The sequence below is a fragment of the Streptomyces sp. NPDC005374 genome, assembly GCF_042872225.1.
In the GTDB taxonomy this organism is placed as follows: domain Bacteria; phylum Actinomycetota; class Actinomycetes; order Streptomycetales; family Streptomycetaceae; genus Streptomyces.
The window spans coordinates 421,315-439,670 of record NZ_JBIAKA010000003.1 but is presented as its reverse complement, the minus strand read 5'-3'; the positions used below and the strand labels follow the sequence as shown (position 1 = coordinate 439,670).

Annotated in this window: 15 protein-coding genes; 6 read left to right on the top strand and 9 right to left on the bottom strand. The window is 71.1% G+C overall.

Translation table 11 applies throughout. The features are described 5' to 3' along the window. Positions 1 to 140 precede the first annotated feature (140 nt). The 3 genes from ACFYRX_RS10295 to ACFYRX_RS10285 all read right to left on the bottom strand — a co-directional run bounded on the left by ACFYRX_RS10295 (position 141) and on the right by ACFYRX_RS10285 (position 2,858). Positions 141 to 935, bottom strand: coding sequence for an ABC transporter permease (locus tag ACFYRX_RS10295; RefSeq protein WP_389097910.1), 795 nt, complete (start codon positions 933 to 935; stop codon positions 141 to 143). A 58-nt stretch (positions 936 to 993) separates the two neighbouring features. Further along, positions 994 to 1,905 carry an ABC transporter substrate-binding protein gene (locus tag ACFYRX_RS10290; RefSeq protein WP_389097909.1) on the bottom strand — a complete coding sequence of 304 codons (912 nt, stop codon included), beginning with the start codon at positions 1,903 to 1,905 and terminating at the stop codon, positions 994 to 996. A 191-nt stretch (positions 1,906 to 2,096) separates the two neighbouring features. After that, on the bottom strand, positions 2,097 to 2,858 hold the full coding sequence (locus ACFYRX_RS10285; protein ID WP_389097908.1) for a TIGR03619 family F420-dependent LLM class oxidoreductase: 762 nt from the start codon (positions 2,856 to 2,858) through the stop codon (positions 2,097 to 2,099). Between the two features lie 159 nt (positions 2,859 to 3,017). Here ACFYRX_RS10285 and fxsT point away from each other — a divergent pair, with 159 nt between their 5' ends. Next, positions 3,018 to 6,281 carry an FxSxx-COOH system tetratricopeptide repeat protein gene (gene fxsT, locus ACFYRX_RS10280; protein ID WP_389097907.1) on the top strand — a complete coding sequence of 1,088 codons (3,264 nt, stop codon included), beginning with the start codon at positions 3,018 to 3,020 and terminating at the stop codon, positions 6,279 to 6,281. On the opposite strand, the gene ACFYRX_RS10275 is transcribed toward fxsT, so the two are convergent. From ACFYRX_RS10275 to ACFYRX_RS10260, 4 genes are all read right to left on the bottom strand, one after another. Beyond that, positions 6,239 to 6,991 carry a class I SAM-dependent methyltransferase gene (locus ACFYRX_RS10275; RefSeq protein ID WP_389097906.1) on the bottom strand — a complete coding sequence of 251 codons (753 nt, stop codon included), beginning with the start codon at positions 6,989 to 6,991 and terminating at the stop codon, positions 6,239 to 6,241. The genes fxsT and ACFYRX_RS10275 overlap by 43 nt on opposite strands. Positions 6,992 to 7,064: 73 nt before the next feature. Further along, positions 7,065 to 8,216 carry a damage-control phosphatase ARMT1 family protein gene (locus ACFYRX_RS10270; RefSeq protein WP_389097905.1) on the bottom strand — a complete coding sequence of 384 codons (1,152 nt, stop codon included), beginning with the start codon at positions 8,214 to 8,216 and terminating at the stop codon, positions 7,065 to 7,067. Between the two features lie 115 nt (positions 8,217 to 8,331). Then, positions 8,332 to 8,979: a ScbR family autoregulator-binding transcription factor gene (locus tag ACFYRX_RS10265; protein WP_389097904.1), complete on the bottom strand. Its 648-nt coding sequence runs from the start codon at positions 8,977 to 8,979 to the stop codon at positions 8,332 to 8,334. A gap of 70 nt (positions 8,980 to 9,049) precedes the next feature. Beyond that, a complete protein-coding gene (locus ACFYRX_RS10260; RefSeq protein WP_389097903.1) occupies positions 9,050 to 9,976 on the bottom strand; it encodes a ScbA/BarX family gamma-butyrolactone biosynthesis protein in 927 nt (308 codons plus the stop codon). A gap of 145 nt (positions 9,977 to 10,121) precedes the next feature. Here ACFYRX_RS10260 and ACFYRX_RS10255 point away from each other — a divergent pair, with 145 nt between their 5' ends. Then, positions 10,122 to 10,784 (top strand): ScbR family autoregulator-binding transcription factor, encoded by a 663-nt coding sequence (locus ACFYRX_RS10255; protein ID WP_389097902.1) that lies wholly within the window; start codon positions 10,122 to 10,124, stop codon positions 10,782 to 10,784. A 114-nt stretch (positions 10,785 to 10,898) separates the two neighbouring features. Here the strand turns inward: ACFYRX_RS10255 and ACFYRX_RS10250 are convergent, their stop codons facing one another. Continuing rightward, a complete protein-coding gene (locus tag ACFYRX_RS10250; RefSeq protein ID WP_389097901.1) occupies positions 10,899 to 12,683 on the bottom strand; it encodes a S8 family serine peptidase in 1,785 nt (594 codons plus the stop codon). Between the two features lie 410 nt (positions 12,684 to 13,093). Here ACFYRX_RS10250 and ACFYRX_RS10245 point away from each other — a divergent pair, with 410 nt between their 5' ends. Next, positions 13,094 to 14,038, top strand: coding sequence for a lytic polysaccharide monooxygenase (locus ACFYRX_RS10245; RefSeq protein ID WP_389097900.1), 945 nt, complete (start codon positions 13,094 to 13,096; stop codon positions 14,036 to 14,038). An 18-nt stretch (positions 14,039 to 14,056) separates the two neighbouring features. Here the strand turns inward: ACFYRX_RS10245 and ACFYRX_RS10240 are convergent, their stop codons facing one another. Continuing rightward, on the bottom strand, positions 14,057 to 14,719 hold the full coding sequence (locus tag ACFYRX_RS10240; RefSeq protein ID WP_389097899.1) for a Tat pathway signal sequence domain protein: 663 nt from the start codon (positions 14,717 to 14,719) through the stop codon (positions 14,057 to 14,059). A gap of 668 nt (positions 14,720 to 15,387) precedes the next feature. Here ACFYRX_RS10240 and ACFYRX_RS10235 point away from each other — a divergent pair. The 3 genes from ACFYRX_RS10235 to ACFYRX_RS10225 all read left to right on the top strand — a co-directional run bounded on the left by ACFYRX_RS10235 (position 15,388) and on the right by ACFYRX_RS10225 (position 18,321). Further along, entirely contained in the window at positions 15,388 to 16,050 is a 663-nt protein-coding gene (locus ACFYRX_RS10235) for a DUF6230 family protein (RefSeq protein ID WP_389097898.1), read from the top strand. Beyond that, complete coding sequence (locus tag ACFYRX_RS10230; protein WP_389097897.1) at positions 16,050 to 16,559, top strand: DUF6114 domain-containing protein; 510 nt, start codon at positions 16,050 to 16,052, stop codon at positions 16,557 to 16,559. The genes ACFYRX_RS10235 and ACFYRX_RS10230 overlap by 1 nt, the downstream gene beginning before the upstream one ends. Positions 16,560 to 17,307: 748 nt before the next feature. Next, a complete protein-coding gene (locus tag ACFYRX_RS10225; protein ID WP_389097896.1) occupies positions 17,308 to 18,321 on the top strand; it encodes a substrate-binding domain-containing protein in 1,014 nt (337 codons plus the stop codon). The last annotated feature ends 35 nt before the right edge of the window (positions 18,322 to 18,356 follow it).

Sequence of the window (18,356 nt, the reverse complement as noted above, 5' to 3'; positions counted from 1 at the left end):
CGGCTCAGGCGTCCCCGGCTCCACCGGCCGGCCCGTGTACGGCTCAGGCGTCCCCGGCTCCACCGGCCGGCCCGGAAGCGGCCCCGATCCCGGTGACGTCCCGTCCTGGGGGCCGTCTCCCCCGGGCGGTGTCGTCCCGCTCATCGGCCCGTCCCCTGCCTCGCGGTCTCCCGGTGCTCCGGCGTCCACGGGAACAGGCGCCGCTCACCCCACACCAGTGCGCCGTTGATGACGAGCCCCAGCATCCCCGCCCAGACCACGCCCGCCAGAACATCCTTCGTACCGTCCGTCGCGAGGCCCGCCTGGGCGATGAAGATGCCGAGGCCCTCCCCGAAGCCGGAGAGGATCTCCGTGGCGACGGCGAGGATGAGGGCGACGGCGGCGGAGATACGGATGCCGGCGGCGATGAAGGGGGCCGTGGCGGGGAGTTCGGCGCGCAGGAGGACCGTGAGGCGTCCGAAGCCGAAGGCGCGCAGGGTGTCCTTGGCGAGGGGGTCGGTCTCACCCAGGCCGTAGACGGTGTTGAAGAGGATCGGCCACACCGAGGCGTAGGTGATCAGTGCGACCTCGGTCTCGGTGCCGGAGCCGAGCAGCAGCGAGACCAGTGGGATGAGGGCGACGGACGGCAGCGGTCGCAGCAGTTCGACGATCGCCCTGGCTGCCTCGTCGACGAGCGGCACGCTGCCCAGCAGCAGTCCGAACGGTACGGCGACGGCGACAGCGAGGGCGAGTCCCAGTGCCCAGGCGCGCAGGGTGACTGCGATCCCGTCGAGGAAGACCGGGTCGCCCGCCAACGCGACGGCGCGGGCGAGGACTTCGGAGGCCGGCGGCAGATAACTGCGGCGAACCAGGCCCGCCCTGCTCACCGCCTCACACAGACCGAAGGCGAGCAACACCCCGAGGAGCCCGAGCCCCAGGTCTTGACGCCCCCTCAACCACCGCACCGGCACGGCCCTTTCAAGCCCCGACCTGCCAACCCACGAGGAGCGAACCTCACTTCACCAGCAACGTCGTCGGATCTATCGGCTTCTTCAGCATGTGCTGTTTCTCCATGAGCCCGGTGATCCGGGCGATCTGCGTGCCGTCCATGGTCGCCGGATACACCGGCAGGTCGATCTGCTGCGCCTGCTCTTTGGTGACCTTGGTGTACGTCGGCAGGACCTCGCGCACCAGGGACGGGTCCGCGTCGGCGAGCTTCACGGCGGCCTTGAGGGCCCGTTGGAACCGCGCGAGCGCGTCGGCGTTCTTCCCGGCGTACTTCTCCGTCGTGATGTAACCGCTGAGCGGGATCGACGCGACCGGCGCGGACGCCGCGTCCACCAGCACCCTGGCCCCCGACTCGTCCTGGATGGAGCTGTCGTAGGGCTCGACCGCGTGTACGGCGTCGACCTGCCCCTTGTCCAGGGCGGCCCCCATCTGCGGGAACGGGATCTGCCGGTAGACGGGCGCGCCGACACCCCGCTTCGCCAGGATCTCGTTGAAGGTCAACGACTGGACGTTGTTGAGGACGTTGACGGCGACCTTCCTGCCCGCGAGGTCGGCGAGGGTCTTGATGTCGGAGTCCTTCGGCACCAGGACGTCCATCATGCGCGGCGCGGCCCTGATCGCCTCGGCGACGATACGGATGTCGAGGGTGCCCTGGTCCTGGGCCTGGAAGTAGGTGACGTAGTTGGCACTCGCGATCATGTCGATCTGCCCCTTGGACAGAGCGGGCAGCGCCTGGAGGCTCTGCTGGATCTGCTGGACGCGGACATCGAGGCCTTCCTTCTCGAACAGTCCGCGCTCCTGGGCGATGTAGAGCATGGCGCAGTCGCTCAGGGGAAGCGCGGCCACCCTGACCGTCGCCCGCCCGCCGTCGGTGGAGGCGGAGCCCCCGTCGCCACCGCAGGCCGTGAGCACCAGCACGAGGGCGGCCGTACCGGCGGCCGCCTTTCCGCTTCCCGAACGCCTAGGCCGTGATGCCGTTCGTGGCCACGCCCGTGACCCGACGCGAAGCACCCCTCGTACGGTCCCTTGTAACGTCCCTCGTAACGCCGCCATCCGGGCATGATGACCCACTGATTGACATGATCACTACATCAAGGTCAGCCGAATCGTCACTCGCCGGACAGTCGCGAAAGAACCTCCTCCGCGACCCGGGCGAGCGCGTCGGGCAGTGCCTCGCCGGCGACCGGCAGCCACAGCGAGCAGGCGGCGAGCCCGCCGTCGGCCAGCTGCCGGAGCTCCTGCCGCACCCGCTCGGCGGTCGGTTCGGCTCCGCCCAACAGGCGCCGCCCGGACAGTCGTACGGCGGCCTCGAAACCCGGGGGTACGAGCAGTTGGCCCGACGTCAGCTCCAGCGGGGTGGCCGGATCCCGCCCTGCCTCCTTCCCGAACTCGGCCAACCGGCCCCGCACCTGGGCGAGTCCGGCCGCGTCGAGACCGGAACCGTGCCATGCGTCGCCGTACCGCAGCGCCCGGCGCAGGGCCGCGTCGCTGTGGCCGCCGACCCACACGGGTGGTCCACCGGGCGTGCGCGGCCGCACCCCGAGTCGCACCTCGGCCCCGCCACGCGACTGCTGACCGCGCCACAAGGTCCGTACGGCGTCCAGCTGTTCGTCGGTACGGCGGCCCCGCCCGGCGAACGGCGTCCCGACGGCAGCGAACTCCGCCTCGTCCCAGCCGGTGCCCACGCCGAGGGTGAACCGGCCGCGGGAGAGCCGGTCGAGCGTGGCGGTCTGGTGGGCGACGACGACCGGGTCGTACAGGGGCAGGACCAGGACGCTGGTCACCAGCCCGATCCGGGTGGTCGCTCCGGCCACGGCGGACAGCAGGACCAGCGGGTCCCCCTCGGTGTTGAGATGACAGGGGTGGTGCATGTGGGGCAACACGACGACGGCTGCCCGTCATCCCTGGCCGCCCTTCCGTCGGGATCCCTCGGGATCAAGTCCCCTTCCTCCCGCGTGACATGAGAACCTGAAGACGGGAGAGGGGTTCGGACGTAACCGTCGAGGTGTGTGCCGACAGGGGGGTCCTCGATGTTCGGGGCAGAGTTGTTCACCCAGACCGCTGCCGCCGCAGCGGGCACGATGGTCGGACTGATGACCACGGACGCCTGGCAGGTGGCCCGGCACCGGATCTCGCGGATCCTGCGGCGGGAGGACGTGGCGCGGCTGGACGAGGCGCGGGCGGCGCTGACGGCGGCTCCGGCGGCCCGGCAGCAGGTCATCCTGCGGGAGCAGCGGGACGAGTGGGACGCGACCCTGCGCGGTCTGCTGGCCCGTGACCCCGCGTTGTCCGACCTGCTGACCGAGTTCGTGCAGGAGTTCTCCGGCGTGGCCCGCCCGGTCTTCATCCAGATCCAGCAGCAACCGGCCGCCCTGGAGACCCGCACCCCCGGCGCGCTGACCGTCGCTCCTCCGCTGGGGCGCCTGGACCGGCGGGTGCGGGGCCGCGAGTCACTGCTGGACACGCTCAAACAGCTGGTGGGCAAGCCGACTTCGGGTGTGCGGGTGCTGCACGGCATGGGCGGTGGCGGCAAGACGACGGTCGCCCTGGAGATCGCCGCGTACGCCGCCGCGCTGAACGTCGACGTGTGGTGGGTGACCGCGAAGAACCCGGCCGCGCTGAGCGCCGGGATGCGTGAGGTGGTGGCCGCGCTGGGCACGCCCGCGGATCTCATCGACCGTGCCTGGTCAGGGCGTTCGAGCGCGACGGATCTGCTGTGGCGGCGGCTGTGCGACACCGCGAGCCCGTGGCTCCTGGTGGTGGACAACGCCGACGAGCCCGAACACCTGGCCCCGTACGGCCGGTTGGCGGAGGGCACCGGCTGGGTACGGCCGGCCGCGGAGCTGCCCGGTCTGGTGCTGATCACCAGCAGGGACAGCAGCCCGGCCACCTGGGGGCCGTGGGCCACCCTGCACGCCGTGGACGCGCTGGAGGAGACCGACGCGGCCGAGGTGCTGTGGGATCTCGCCGGGGAGCGGGCCGGTTCGCGCGAGGACGCGCAGGACCTGGCCCGGCGGCTCGGCGGGCTGCCGCTGGCCCTGCGGATCGCGGGCTCGCATCTCGCGGCTGCCTCGGCCTTCCCCGCCTGGCCGGGCACGACGACCGTGCGGACGTACGCTGACTATCGCGCGGCCCTCGACGTGCGCTTCACCGCGCTCCTCGACGAGAACCCGCCCGGGCGGCCGGGCAGCGACTACTCCGTCCCGGTGACCGGTACCTGGGAACTGTCCCTTGACCTCCTGGAGCGGCGGGGCATCGCCCAGGCCCGTCCGCTGATGCGGTTGCTGTGCTGTCTGGGCGAGGCGCCCGTCCCGCTCGTCGGCCTGTTGCGCCCCGACCGGCTGGCGGCCTCCTCGCTGCTGCCCGGCGTCACGCCCCAGGAGCTGTTCACCGCGCTCACCTCGCTGGCCGACTTCGGGTTGATCGAACTGCACACCCCCCACGGCGGCGACGACCACACGCGCACCCTGCTGATGCACCCGCTCGTCCGGGACGCGGGCCGGCTCCAGCGGGACCTGGCCGAGCACATGCGGGAGTACGCGGCCGTCGTCGCCGACCTGGTGGTCTGCGCCACCGCCGAGCTGAGCGAGGACGACCCGCGCGACTGGCCGCGCTGGCGGCTGCTGCTGCCGCACTGCGACGCCCCGCTGGCCCTGATCGGCGACCCCTACGAGGCGGACGACGAGCTCGTCTCGAAGGCGCTCAGGGCAGCGGCCGCCGGGGCCCGGCACCTGTTCCGGCGGGGCTGGCTGGACCGGGCGGAGGAGGTGCTGGAGGCGTGCGAGCCGGTCGTGCTGGCCTGCGGACCGCGTGACCCGGACGCGCTCGAAGTACGGTCCGCCGCCGCCCACCTGCTCCAGCAGCGCGGGCGGCTCCCGGCGGCCGAGTCGCTCCTGCGTACCGTCCTCGAGGACACCCGGGCGCTGTTCGGTGACGAGGCCGGCGAGACCGCCGACGCCCGGTACGCGCTGGCGAACCTGCTCTGCGACCGGGGGCGTCCGGTCGAGGCGGAGACCGAGTACCGCGCGGTCCACGCCACGCGCCGCGTCCTGCTGGGCGAGCGCGACCCCCAGACCCTCGCGGCCCGCAAGGGCGTGGCCTGGATGGCCCGCTACCGGGGGCTGCTCGCGGAGGCCGAGGAGGACTACCGCCTCGTCCTGGACGCCTACCGCGAGACACTCGGCGCGAGCCACCCCGACACCCTGGTCACCCGCCACGAGATGGCCCAGGTGCTGCACGAGCGCGGCATGTTCCGGCAGGCGGAGCAGGAGTTGCGGGAAACGCACCGGGAGTGCGCCGAGGTGCTGGGCGAGCGCCACCCGAACACGCTCGCCGTGCGCCATGACCTCGCGGACGTCCTGCGTGACCGCGGCCTCCTGGCCGAGGCCGAGCACGAGTTCCGTACGGTGCTCGCGCTGCGCGCCGACACCTCCGGTGAGGACCATCCGGAGACCGTGGCCGCCCGGCACGGTCTGGCCACGGTGCTGCGCGACCGGGGCTGGCCGGGCGACGCGGAGACCGAGTTCCGGGAGGTCTTCGAGGTCCGCCGCAGACTGCTCGGCGACATGCACCCGCACACCCTGGCGGTCCGGCACAACCTGGCCGACCTGCTGATGGAGCGGGGCCAACTGGAGGCTGCCGAGACGGAGTTCAGGGAGGTGTACGCGGCGCGCCGTGAAGTGCTCGGCGAACAGCACCTGCTCACCCTGTCCGTTCGGCACGGCGCCGCCCACGTCCTGCACCTGCGGGGCCGCACCGACCGGGCCGAGACCGAGTACCGCACGGTCCTGGCGGACTGTGTCGACACCCTCGGCCCCCGCCACCCCGGCACCCTCGCGGTCCGCCACAACCTCGCCGACCTCCTCAAGGACCAGGGCCGACTGGCGGCGGCGGAGCAGGAGTTCAGGGAGGTGTACGAGGCCCGCCGTACCGTGCTGGGCGAACAGCACCTGCTCACGCTCTCCGTACGGCACGGTGCCGCCCACGTCCTGCATCTGCGCGGGCGCGTCGAGCAGGCGGAGGAGGAGTACCGCACGGTGCTCGCGGACTGCGTGGAGACGCTGGGGCCACGGCACCCCGGAACCCTCGCGGTACGCCACAACCTGGCCGACCTGTTGTGCCTGAAGGGTGAACTCACGGCGGCTGAGGCGGAGTTCGTGGAGGTACGGGAGGCCTGTGAGGAGGTTCTCGGCCTACGTCACCCGAGGACACTGGCCGCTCAGCAGGCTCTCGCCCACCTGCGCTCCCAGGATCAGCCGCCCAGCGATCCCGACTCGGCGGCGGCCGGTTCGTAGCCCGGGAAGCGGGCCGGGATCTGCTCGAGGTCCCACAGCGCGAGCGCCTTGTCGTCGTAGAAGTCGTCGGACTCGTCGTCGCCGATGACGTGGAGCGGTGCGGGCAGGCCGAAGGGAGCGAGCCGGAGGTTGATGGGCCGCCACCAGCCGGTGACGATGTCGGTGTTGGCGGACGTCCGGGAGAAGCTGGTGGTGAGCAGATAGCGCGAACCGCTCTCCCGGAAGCGGGTCAGCGCCTCCACCACATGCTGGTAGGAGAAGTGCACCAGGGCGTCCCGGCAGACGATGAGGTCGACGCGCGGCACGGGCTGGGCCGTGAAGTCGAGCAGCTGGAACTCCCGCCCGGGGCCGGCGTGGTGGGCGCGGTTGGCCTCGACGAGTTCCGCGACGACGTCGCCGCCGAGGTAGGAGGCGCCGTGCAGTTCGACGTACCGCATCCAGTTGAAGTCACCACAGGGCGCGTCCAGCACCGACCGGATGCCCAGGTCCTCGATGAGGATGCCGAGTTGGGTGATCACCCGCTTCATCCGCTGAAGCTCGGAGCCCGGTCCCGACCGGGTCTCGTCGGAGCCCCAGCGGTTGGTGCGGTAGATGTCCGTGAACACGTCGTGCAGGGCGGCCTCGTCACGGGCGTCCGTCACGTCGAGATAGCGCCGAGCGTCCACGTCGTAGACGGGCTCCCCAGGGTTGCTCAGGTACCGCGGGGTCAATGACGTCCTCTTTCGCTGCCCGTCGGCGGGACGTATGGCAGCCCACCGGTACAAGTCGGCAGCATAACTCCCCTCAGGGCCGGACCTGGATGAGCGCACGGGTCCCGCCGGTCCGCCAGCGCTGCCCCTCCGCGGCGACCAGCGCGGCCTCCGTACGCTCGTCGAGCCCGGTGATCACATCGGACTTCAGTGTGCGCAGGGCGGCGACCGGACCCGGGAAGTACGCGGTTACGTCGGCGAAGGACGTGGTCGGCGCCCACCACCGGTCCCCCACCAGACGGCGGTAGTTGAGGTCCCCCTTCAGGACGGTCAGCGCGGCCCCGCCGATCTCCGCACGGAGGTCGTCGGGCATGTCCGCGTACGGCAGCGGAGCACAGGAGAAGTCGTGCGCCCGGACGTCGAGCCGCCCGTCGGCCATGGCATCCCACAACCGGCGTCCGTACACCGAGGCCTCCCCCGGCGCCCGCACGAGCCGGCGAAGCGCGTCGACCACGTCGGTGGTGGTCGCGTCGGAGACGTAGTACGGGTACGGCTTCACCTGCAGAACGGCCCGCTCGACACGGCCCTGTTCGAGGAGGTGGGCGAGGAGCAGCAGGTCGGGAATCAGCTCCCGGCCGGCGTTGTCGGCGATCAGGCAGAGCGTGCCGGCGCCGTCGAGCAGGGAGCGCAGCCGGTCGCTGTCGTCGGCGACCAGGTCCGCGACGGCCGCTCGTTCCTCGGCGCCCCCGTCGGACAGCCGGAACCCGAGGTCGGCCCGGTTGCCCCACAGCGACCCGTGCAGCAGGGCCGCCTCCCGCTCCTCGGCAGGCCGGGAGGCGAGCGCGTCCAGCGCCTCCAACTCCTGGTCCGTCTCGGCGGATTCGAGCTCGGCGAGCTTGGCGGGCCTGAACGGGTCGATCCCGCGCCAGGGCCCGTCCCCGAAGTATCCGACGGCGTCGAGAAGCCGCCGGTAGAAGTAGCTCTCGGACCACAGCCACGGCACGTCGAACCAGGACCGGCCGACGCAGGCGTCGATGCCCCACTCGGCCCACGCCCCGCCCGGAAGCGGCTCGATCACGCCCTTGGTACAGCTGTCGAGCAGCGCGTCGAGCGCGCGGTGCTGCTCGGGGCCGTAGGGAAACGCCTCCCGCACCTGCCGGATGATCGCGGGATGCCGATCGGCGAGCACGCTGTACGGGAAGGAACCGGGTTCGTTGCCGAGGATGACATCCGCGCGGAGAGACATGCGCCGACTGTAACCACCCCGGGGCCGCGGGGCTGTTCCGATATGCGGCTTTGCCGTGGACCGCGACCAGCCACGACGAACCCGCGTCCGCGCCCGCCACCGCCCGGTACGGGGCTCAGCCGCCCCGCGACTCCTGCTCCAGCTGACTGACCAGCGCCAGGTAACGCGCCCGCCGGGGGACCGGCACCAGCCCCCGGATCATCACGTGCCACATCTCCGCGAGCCGCCGCGGCTGCCGCCCCACCGGCTCGACATGGCGGCCCACCACCCGTGTGCCGACGAAGAAGCACACCAGCGAGTGGGCCACCGCGTGCACATCGGTGTCGGGATGAAGGTCGGACTCCTTGGCCGCCCCGGACAGCTTGCCGGTGGCCAGATCCATCCACTCCGTGAAGGGATGCCGAAGCGGCGGCCGTACCTCCACTCCCCCTGTGGCAAGCCGGAGACCGGCCCTCAGAACGGGCCCCTCGACCGACAGTCGCGCTATCCCGAAGGTGATCCGGACCAGCGCCTCGAGCGAGGTGTAGCCGCGGGCGTCCACGTCCCCCGCCACCTGACGCGATGTGCGCGACTGGATCTCCATGATGGCGTGGGCGAGATCGTCCTTGGCCGCGAAGTGGAAGTACAGCGCGCCTTTGGTGACTCGGGCGTGCTCGACGATGTCGCTCAGACTCGTCGACTCGTAGCCGCGACGGTCGAACAGATCGGCGGCGGCGGTGATGATCGTCGCCCGGGTCTGTTCAGCGCGTAACTGCCTCGGCATCGACTGCACACTCCTGTGACGGAAAAGAACGGGGCATGCCGTTTGTTTTTTTCTGGCTGTACACGATAACTCACCCTTTGACGGCGCCCACTCGGCACTCGAAGGCCACCACATCCCCTTGCAGTGCGACGACTTGTACGTCGTCGCCGCCCGCTTCGCTCACTTCCATCCAGACGGGCCTGTCGAGCTCGGCGTACTGGTGAAACGCGGCATGGAAGGACGCGGGTACCCGACCGTCCCCGCCCATGCGCGCCCGTGCGGCCTGGCGGGCGGCCTCCAGGAGGAGCATGCCGGGGATGTGGTCCAGCGGGTGGTCGAAGAAAACAGGATGTGCGGTATCGACCTTCAGCCGCCAGCGGTCGGAGCGAGCGGTGGGCGACAGGAGCACATCGGCCCGCAGAGCCCGTCCCACCACGTCGGCCGGCAGCGGCGGGGGCGGCGGCTGAGGCAGCCGCAGGGCACCCACGTCGGCGGTACGACCCCCGCGAAGCCGACGGTAGACGGACTCGTTCGTCCAGGTCACGGCGATACGGCCGGTCGCGACGCGCTCCCCGCCCAGGTGTACGACAGCGCCGTAGCGCAGTGCGCTCGGGCGGCCGGCGCGGCGGCGGATCTCGTCGACGGTGACGTCGACGACGGGTTCGGCGGGGACGGCGCCGACGGCCAGGTGCTCGGGGCGGGTGTCGACACGCAGTTCCTGGAGGACGAACCGATGGCTGATCGGCACCTCGTACGCGGCGTGGGCGAGAAGCGCTCCGCACTGGCGGACCGTTTCTGCAATCAGGAGCGGTTCATAGGCCGAGCGGTCCGCGGACACGTGTAACTGATGAGCGCGCGGCCACTGGGCGGTCAGGGTGAACCGGTCGACGTCCGTCCTGGTCCAGCCGGTGAGGAGGGTCTCCGCGACGGCCACCCGGTGCACGAGCTCCCGGGGGACGGTCGACGTCAGGGGTACGGGCCCGGTCCGGGACTCCGTGAACTGCCGCAACTCCGGCATGCTTCCCCCTCGTTCCTCCGAAGCGATGACGGACGGCGAGGCGCCGATGCCCGTGAGCGATAGAGTACGAGGGATTCCGGTCTGTTTTCAATGTGATCCGATCGAGACCGGACGAGACCCGACTTGGTGCATGGGAGGGGTTCTTATGGCGAGACAGGAGCGCGCCATCAGGACACGCAGGACAATCGTGGAGGCGGCAGGGGCCGTCTTCGACGAACACGGGTACGCCGCAAGCACCATCGCGATGGTGCTGGAGCGGGCCGACGTCACCAAAGGCGCCCTGTACTTTCACTTCTCCTCCAAGGAGTCCCTGGCCCAGGCCGTCCTCGACGAGCAGTTGTCGCTGGGCGCCGTGCCGCCGCATCCGTGCAAGCTCCAGGAGATCGTCGACATGACGTTCGTCTTCGGGCAGCGGCTGCGGACCAACGCGCTGCTGAAGGGGAGTGTGCGGCTGACCATGGACCAGTGCGCGCCGCCCGGGGTCGATCACACGGGGCCGTTCCGGCAGTGGAGCCGGCGTCTGGTGACGATGCTGCAGGCGGCCCGGGAACAGGGCGAGTTGCTGCCGATGGTGGACCCGCAGGACACGGCGGATCTGCTGGTCGGCGCGTTCGCCGGAATTCAGGTGATGTCACGGGCGCTCAGCGGGCGGGAGGACCTCGGGCACCGGATCTCCGTTCTGTGGGCCCATGTGCTGCCGGGCATCGCGGTGCCGGGGCTGTTGATCGGCCTCGACAGCCGGCCCGACCGCGGGGTCCGTGTGCTGGCGTCCTTGGAGAGCGGTCAACTGATGGGCGTCGAGGCGTGATTCGCCGTGCGGGCGCGGCCGGAGCGGGTGTCCGGTCTCTCACGCGCACCACGCGGAGTGGGCCGGCCGGTGCCCCATCGGCACCGACCGGCCCACCCGTTGGGACGACGTCGCTCAGAAGGTCAGCTTCCAGCTGTTGAGCGTGCCCGTGTCCTGCGCCGCCGTGTCCTGGACGCGGAGCTTCCAGGTGCCGTTGGCGGTCTCGGAGGAGGCGTCCACGGTGTAGGTGGTGGTGACGTTGTCCGCGGAGTCCGAGGAGCTCGCCGCCTTCAGGCTGTACACGGTGCCGTCCGGGGCGACGAGGCCGATCACCAGGTCACCGCGGTAGGTGTGGGTGATGTCGACCCCGACCTGGAGGGTCGAGGGGGCGTTGCCGGTGCGCCCGGTGACGGCGATGGAGGACTCGATCGCCGAGCCGTTGTCGGGGACGGCGACAGCGGTCGTGCTGGAGAAGGTCGTCCCCGTCGTCGTACCGCCGCCGCTCACGGCCGCGACCGTCTTGGCCGCGTCGGCCAGGCCCGCACCGCAGCCGCCGGAGCAGGCGCCGGGCAGCGGTCGGGCGTTGTTCTTGATGGCGGTCTCGATCTGTGCCGGGGTCAGCGAAGGGGCCGCCGACTTCACCAGGGCGACCAGGCCCGCGATGTGCGGGGTGGCCATGCTGGTGCCCTGGTAGTAGGCGTACGACTCCGTGGAGGCCGTCGAGGCGCCGGAGTTGAGCGTGGACAGGATGCCGTTGGCGGTGCCGGTGCTGGTCTGGCCGCCGGGCGCCGAGATGTCCACCAGGGTGCCGTAGTTGGAGTACGAGGCCTTGGCGCCGGTGCGGTTGGTGGCGGCGACCGAGATGATGTTGCTGCAGTTGCCGGGCGAGTGGCCGGAGACGTTCTCGTTGTCGTTGCCTGCGGCCACGGCGATGGTCGTGCCGCGGCTGACGGCGTTGTTGATGGCGGTCTGGGTCGCCGAGGTGCAGGCGCCGTCGCCACCGAGGCTCATGTTGATGACCTTGGCGACATTGGTGTTGGCGGGCACACCGGAGACGGCGCCGCCGGACGCCCAGGTGATGGCGTCGATGATGTCGGAGTCGTAGCCGCCGCACTTGCCGAGCACGCGCACCGGGGAGATCTTCGCGCCGTACGCGATGCCCGCGACGCCCTTGTTGTTGTTCGTGACCGCGGCGATGGTGCCGGCGACGTGTGTGCCGTGCCAGGAGGAGCTGGAGGCCGGGATGCCCGAGCCGCACTCGTTGGCCGCGTAGTAGTCGCCCGGGTCGGCGGGGTTGCTGTCGCGGCCGTCGCCGTCGACGGAGACCGCGGTGTCGGAGATGAAGTCGTAGCCGCCGACGATGTTCGCGGCGAGGTCGCTGTGGGCGACGTAGCCGGTGTCGATGACGGCGACGGTCACGCCGGTGCCGGTGGACGTGGTCCAGGCACCCGGCACGTTCATGCCCGCGGCTGCCTCGTACAGGTCCCACTGCTTGGCGTACTCCGTGTCGTTCGGGTCGGCCTGCGGCGTGTTCAGACGGTCCGGTACGACGTAGGCGACCTGCGGGTCGGCCCTGAACTCGGCGACGGCGTCGGCGACTTCGGCCGTGCTGGGGTCGGCGCCCAGGTCCACGAGGGCGGCACCGGTGCCGAGCCGGCGCTGGAAGTCGGCGTCCTTGGCGGCGGCGTCGGCCTCGGCGGCCTTGTTCGACGTGGCCTCGGCGGCACCGGACTTGTAGCCGACGATGAGGCGCTCGGCCGGGGTGCCGGGGGCCGCCTCGGTCGAAGCGGCCGGCACGGCGGTTTCCCGAGCGGGGGTGTCCTGGGCGACGGCGACAGAGGCGGTGCCGACGGAGAGCAGGGCCGCGGAGACGGCGGCGGCGGATATCAGCTTCCGCCTCAGGGAGGGGGAGGTGCGCAAGGGCTTGCCTTTCGTGGCCGCGCTCCGGGCAGCGCGGAGCGGCAGTCGAATCGCTTCGGCGATGAAGCGACGAGGGGGGTGAAGCCAGAAAGAGGGGGTGAAGCCAGAGGGCACGACGGGCGGCCAGACGTGGGGTGCGTGGCCCGTTCGGGGTTGCCTGTGGGTCAGCTGTGACCGAACGATAGGCAAAGAGATGGTCATGCGGATACAGGGGAAACCCTTGACCCGGCCGGGAACCCACCCTCGTCGGCGGCCTCTTGACCGGGGGTGGCCGCTTTGCCCGCGTCTGCGCGGAGGCGGAGGCGGATGCGGAGGCGGATGCCGTCCCGCGCCGGTGAACGCGCGGGGCTTCCGTCCCGTACTGCACGGAAGCCCGTCTTTGCCCGCGCCGCCCGAGGAGGCGTTACCGGATGGCCCGGATGCCCTGGACAACCGCCCGCCGCACGACCGCTGCGGTCGCCGTCACGACCCCGTTCCTGCTGACCCTGTTCGCGGCGACGCCCGCACAGGCGCACGGGGCTCCCACGGACCCGGTCAGCCGGGTCTTCGCCTGCTCACCCGACGGCGGTTCGTCGGGCACCGCCGCGTGCCGGGCGGGCATCGCGGCCAATGGTTCGCCCTTCACCGCGTGGGACAACCTGCGCGTCGCGAACGTGAACGGGCGGGACCGGCAGACCATCCCCGACGGGAAGCTGTGCAGCGGCGGACTGCCCGCCTACCGTGGACTCGACCTGGCCCGCTCCGACTGGCCGTCGACACGCCTGTCCCCCGGCACGACGCTGACCATGAAGTATGCCTCGACGATCCCGCACACGGGCACGTTCCGGATGTACCTCACCAAGCCCGGCTACGACCCCTCGAAGCCGCTGAAGTGGTCCGATCTGCCGGAGCAGCCGTTCGCGCAGGTGAAGGACCCGTCGCTGACGGACGGCGCGTACCGGATCAGGATGACGCTGCCGAAGGACCGGACGGGACGCCAGATCCTGTACACGATCTGGCAGAACAGCAGTACCGCGGACACGTACTACTCGTGCTCGGACGTGGTGTTCCCTGCGGCGGCCGGCAAGGCCGACCAGGGCGGGACGGACGCGGGCACCGCCGTGTCGCCGACCCCGTCGAAGGCCGCGAAGAAGGAGCCCGTGAAGAGTCCGGCGCCGTCCGCTCCCGCCGCCACCCCCACGCCGGTTCCTTCTGTGGCCCGTTCGGCGGACGCCGCCGCCCCCGACTCCACTCCGGTGGCCGCCGACGCCGACTCCGGCTCCGGACCGTCCGCGCCCATGATGGCGGGCGGCGCCGCCGCGGTGCTGGTGCTCACCGGGGGCGCCGCCCTGGCGCTTCGTCTGCGCCGACGCTGAACTACCGCTTCAGGCAGTTCAGTTGACGTAGACCGCTTCGCCGCCGGTGGTCACCGGGCTGTACTTCGCGGTCCAGAAGCCGCTCGCCGGGCACAGCGAGGAGCCGGACGTCCGGGTGAACTGCTGGTTGCTGAAGGCGATGCTGTTGTCGTCGTTGGAGGCGGTGCCGGCGAGGCCGCCCGCAGCCTGGTAGACACAGCTGACGCTGCCGAGCAGGGTGCGCAGCACGACGGTCGTCTGGATGGCGGAACCGCTGGCCGGGGTCACGGCGACGGCACCGTCGGAGGACACGGTGGTGGTGTAGCCCAGGTTGTTGACCGTGATGCTGGTGACGCCGAGGACGCCGACCACGTTCGAGGTGCAGCTGCCGAAGGTCTGCGTGTCGAGCGACTCGGTCGCGGTGCCCGGCGCGGTGGGGTTGCCGCCGGTGGCGACCGTGGCGCCGAACGTCGAGGCCGCACAGGTGATCCCGCTGGTCCCGGTCGCGGTGGAGTAGAGGGTGGCGGTGGTGCCGCTGGCCAGGGAGGCGTTGATGGTCGCGCCGTCGGCGACGGCGGTGCCGCCGAGACCGCCGGTGGTCAGGACCGCGACGTCGGCCGCCGCGGCAGGGGCGGCCGCGGCCACGGGCAGAGCGAAGGCGGCGGCAGCGGCGGTGAGGGTGAGCAGGGAACGAATACGCATGCGGGATTGCCTCTTTCGTGAGGTGAGGGTTGGTGCGGGGGGAGCGCGGACGCACGTCGGCGTCCGCCGTCACCGGTCCGTCACGCCTTCTCCGTACGTGACGAACCGGCAACGGCAGCCGGCCGGAGACCGGCCGAAGGCCCACTGGGGGAGGGCACCGGCCGGGCCGGGCGGGAGATGGCGAACCCGGTACGGCCAGGGGGGAAGCGACCGTCTCGGGTGCCATGGAGGATCGAACTCGGGCGGTGAAGAACCCGTGATGGACAGATGGTCCGGGAATACGAACCAGGGTGCCGCCCGACGGCAGGATCCGGCGCCACGGATCCGGGGAAGCCACGAGAGTTGTAGACCTGATCATCCGTCAACGTCAAGATGCAGAAAGGGAGTTGATCATCGAATGACGGCTTTTCTCGGCCGGTCGGACGTTGTTGATCACGCGTGGCACATAATCAACACCCTTTACTCACAACTTGCTTGACCCATGGTCGTAACCGCCGGTAACTTCCTCGGCGTTACTGCGGAGTACGAGAAAGGCCTTGCACTCTCCGGGAGTTTGCGAGGAGGCGTGCGCCGCAGCTGCTGTCCGCGCCAGGACAAATCAGCCACCGAAGCCGCAAACAACCGCACGTGAGCCCCACTTGCGTTGACTATGCCCCTGGGAGCAGCACATGGCCTCGTCCGTCGGTACCACCTCCGAGACCCCCGAAAGCGGTTCCGCCCCCGAATCCTCCGACGGCTCAAGACGCGGGCGGCTGTCGGGTCGCCGGGCCGCGATCATGGCCGTGCCGGCCGTCGCGATCACCGCCGGTCTCGCGATCATGACCGCCCAGGGTGCGCTGGGGGTCCAGTTCGCCATCTCGGGCATGCCGTTCACGGTCACCGCGACGCAGATGGACGGCACCGGGTTCGAGCAGTTCGGCGGGCTCGACAACATGGCGGACAACAGCCCGAACGCCGGCGACACCGGCGGCCAGGTCCTGGTCATGACCTCCGCCATCAAGAGCGCGACGATCACCAAGCTGTGCCAGAGCGTCGACCTGGGCGGCACCAACCTGCTCATCAAGGCGGGCGCCGGTGACAAGAAGGTCGAGGCGACCGACCTGACCCTGGACTCGACCGATCTGTCCGGTGACGCGTCCTTCAGCAACATCGAGATCGGCAACGACGCCAGCACCCTCGACAAGGCGGGTGTGAAGGGCCCCCTCGGCGTCTTCAGCCAGCAGGCCGACACCGTGCACATCGCCAACCTGCGCCAGACCAACTACGCCACCACGGCGGCCGTGTTCAAGCTCCCCGGCCTCAAGATGAGCTTCAGCGGCACGGGCTGCTGATGGAGACCCAGGAGCCCGAGGGCGGTCAGGACGCATTCACCCGCTGGGTGTACGGACGTCCCTTCTTCGGCGGGCTGTGGCTGACCCTCGGCGGGGCATTGATCCTGCTCACCATGAAGGTCTCGCTGAAGGTGGTCCTGCACGTCGGGATGCAGGGGCTGGCGGGCTACCTCCTGCCGATCCTGATGGTGCTGCTGGGACTGCTGATCCTCTTCAGCCCCGAGCAACGCCTGTTCTACTCGATCACCGGCGTGCTGGTCTCCCTGGGCACCTGGGTCACCTCGAACATGGGCGGCTTCATGGTCGGCCTCCTCCTGGGGGTCGCGGGAAGCGTCCTGACCTTCGCCTGGCTGCCCGACCAGGGCCCGCGTGTGAGCCGCAAGGACCGGCACAGGCTCGCTCAGGAGGCCGCACAGGACGGCTCGGCCACCGGGACGGACCGGCCCGGGACGGGGACCGACGCGGCGCAGGCCGGGATGGTCACCGGCACGCCCCAGGCCGCGCAGTAGTGGGGGTGCGCGGGCCGCTCACGCCCCCGCGCCCCTGGCGCCAGGACCGCGCAGGCACCGCCCGTCACACGACGGGCGGCCTGCGCGGTCCGATGCGTTCCCGGACGGCCTGCCGTCGTCGCGGGTGACGACGCGGGCGACCTCGCCGTGGCCTTTCGGGGGATCTCGCTGACCGTCTCGACGAGCGCGGTGCCGAGGTGGACGGGCCCACGCCGTCGCCCCGCCATGCGGGACCGGGCGGGGGTCCTTCGGCTGCCAAGCCCCGGGCCACGCTCGCTCCGGCGCGGCCGGTGGCGCTGTCGGCACTGCGGAGTCCACGCCGGACAAGGCCGACGGGTGGCCCGGGAGCACGCCGCGCGGGACATGCCGAGGCGGCTGCGTACACTCGCCGAGGCCGCTGGGTTTCACGGGGCTGGAGCTCGTGGACCCGGGCATCGTCCAAGGGCAGCGGGACGCCTCGGATACCAAGATGGTGGGCCGCAAGCCGTGTCCGCGGCGCAGAGCCGTGCCCCGGGGCCGTGCCCCGCGCCATGAACACAACCCCGCTACCGCCCCCTCCCGCTGCCCGCTGACGTGAAGATCATTACGATGCGGAACCGAGAAGTCACTACAAGGGGCTGATCACTTGACTACCGGCGGTCACACGCGGTTGGCTCCTGGCCAGTGAAAGTTCAACCGGCCGACGCGCCCGCGATCCGGCCGCGTTTCGCGTTCCGCCTGCTCGGCCGCACAGCGAGGTGCCGCACCCATGAACACTCCTCCTCCACCTCAGGCTTCCTCAAGATCCGTGCGTGTGACCGCCCTTGCCTCCGTCGCCCTTCTGCTGCTCGCCGGCTGCTCCGGTGCCGGTGTCTCCCGGCTCGACTCGGGCACGGGCGCGGCTCAGGGCGCGGGCGCCGCCCGCCTGAAGGTCGCCTTCATCACCCACGGCGGCGAGGGTGACGCCTTCTGGGAGCGCGTGCAGAAGGGCGCCGAGGCCGCCGCCGCGAAGGACGGTGTCGACCTGACGTACGCGAACGACAACGACCCGACGGGTCAGGCCCGGTTGGTGCGCGAGGCGATCGGCGACCGGGTCGACGGCATCGCGGTCACCCTGGCCAAGCCCGCCGCGATGAAGGCACCGATCGCCGCGGCCCGCGCGGCGGGCATCCCGGTGGTGGGCCTCAACTCCGGTATCGACGCCTGGAAGTCGCAGGGACTGCTGGAGTACTTCGGCCAGGACGAGAGCGTCGCCGGCGCGGCCGTCGGGAACAAGCTGAACGAGCTCAAGGCCAAGCACACGCTGTGCGTCATCCACGAGCGGGGCAACGTCGCCCTGGAGGCGCGCTGCGCCGGTGTGAAGAAGACGTTCGGCGGCGAGACCGAGAACCTGTACGTGGAGGGAACCGACCCCGACGCCGTGGACGCCGCACTCACGGCAAGGCTGCGGCAGGACCCCGGCATCGACGAAGTCGTCACCCTCGGCGCGCAGTTCGCGCTGGACGCCGTGAAGTCGGTGAAGGCGGCGGGCAGCAAGGCCCATGTCGCCACCTTCGATCTCAACAACGACCTGGTCAAGGCGATCCGCGCCGCGACCGTACAGTTCGCGGTGGACCAGCAGCCGTATCTCCAGGGCTACCTCGCGGTGGACTCGCTGTGGCTGTACGAGACCAACGGCAACATCAGCGGGGGCGGCGTGGCCCCCGTGCTCACCGGGCCCGCGTTGGTGACCCGGTCGAACGTGGCCGCGGTCTCGAGGTTCGCCGCCGCCGGGACCCGCTGACCCTCCCTCGGAAGACCCCCGCCCCCTGACCGCCC

Bases quoted from the DNA above. Each gene is read 5' to 3' on its own strand.
- ACFYRX_RS10255 (WP_389097902.1), top strand. From the start codon at position 10,122: ATGGCGAGACAGGAGCGCGCCATCAGGACACGCAGGACAATCGTGGAG.
- ACFYRX_RS10260 (WP_389097903.1), bottom strand. From the start codon at position 9,976: ATGCCGGAGTTGCGGCAGTTCACGGAGTCCCGGACCGGGCCCGTACCC.
- fxsT (WP_389097907.1), top strand. From the start codon at position 3,018: ATGTTCGGGGCAGAGTTGTTCACCCAGACCGCTGCCGCCGCAGCGGGC.
- ACFYRX_RS10225 (WP_389097896.1), top strand. From the start codon at position 17,308: ATGAACACTCCTCCTCCACCTCAGGCTTCCTCAAGATCCGTGCGTGTG.
- ACFYRX_RS10270 (WP_389097905.1), bottom strand. From the start codon at position 8,216: ATGTCTCTCCGCGCGGATGTCATCCTCGGCAACGAACCCGGTTCCTTC.
- ACFYRX_RS10245 (WP_389097900.1), top strand. From the start codon at position 13,094: ATGGCCCGGATGCCCTGGACAACCGCCCGCCGCACGACCGCTGCGGTC.
- ACFYRX_RS10285 (WP_389097908.1), bottom strand. From the start codon at position 2,858: ATGCACCACCCCTGTCATCTCAACACCGAGGGGGACCCGCTGGTCCTG.
- ACFYRX_RS10235 (WP_389097898.1), top strand. From the start codon at position 15,388: ATGGCCTCGTCCGTCGGTACCACCTCCGAGACCCCCGAAAGCGGTTCC.
- ACFYRX_RS10240 (WP_389097899.1), bottom strand. From the start codon at position 14,719: ATGCGTATTCGTTCCCTGCTCACCCTCACCGCCGCTGCCGCCGCCTTC.
- ACFYRX_RS10265 (WP_389097904.1), bottom strand. From the start codon at position 8,979: ATGCCGAGGCAGTTACGCGCTGAACAGACCCGGGCGACGATCATCACC.
- ACFYRX_RS10230 (WP_389097897.1), top strand. From the start codon at position 16,050: ATGGAGACCCAGGAGCCCGAGGGCGGTCAGGACGCATTCACCCGCTGG.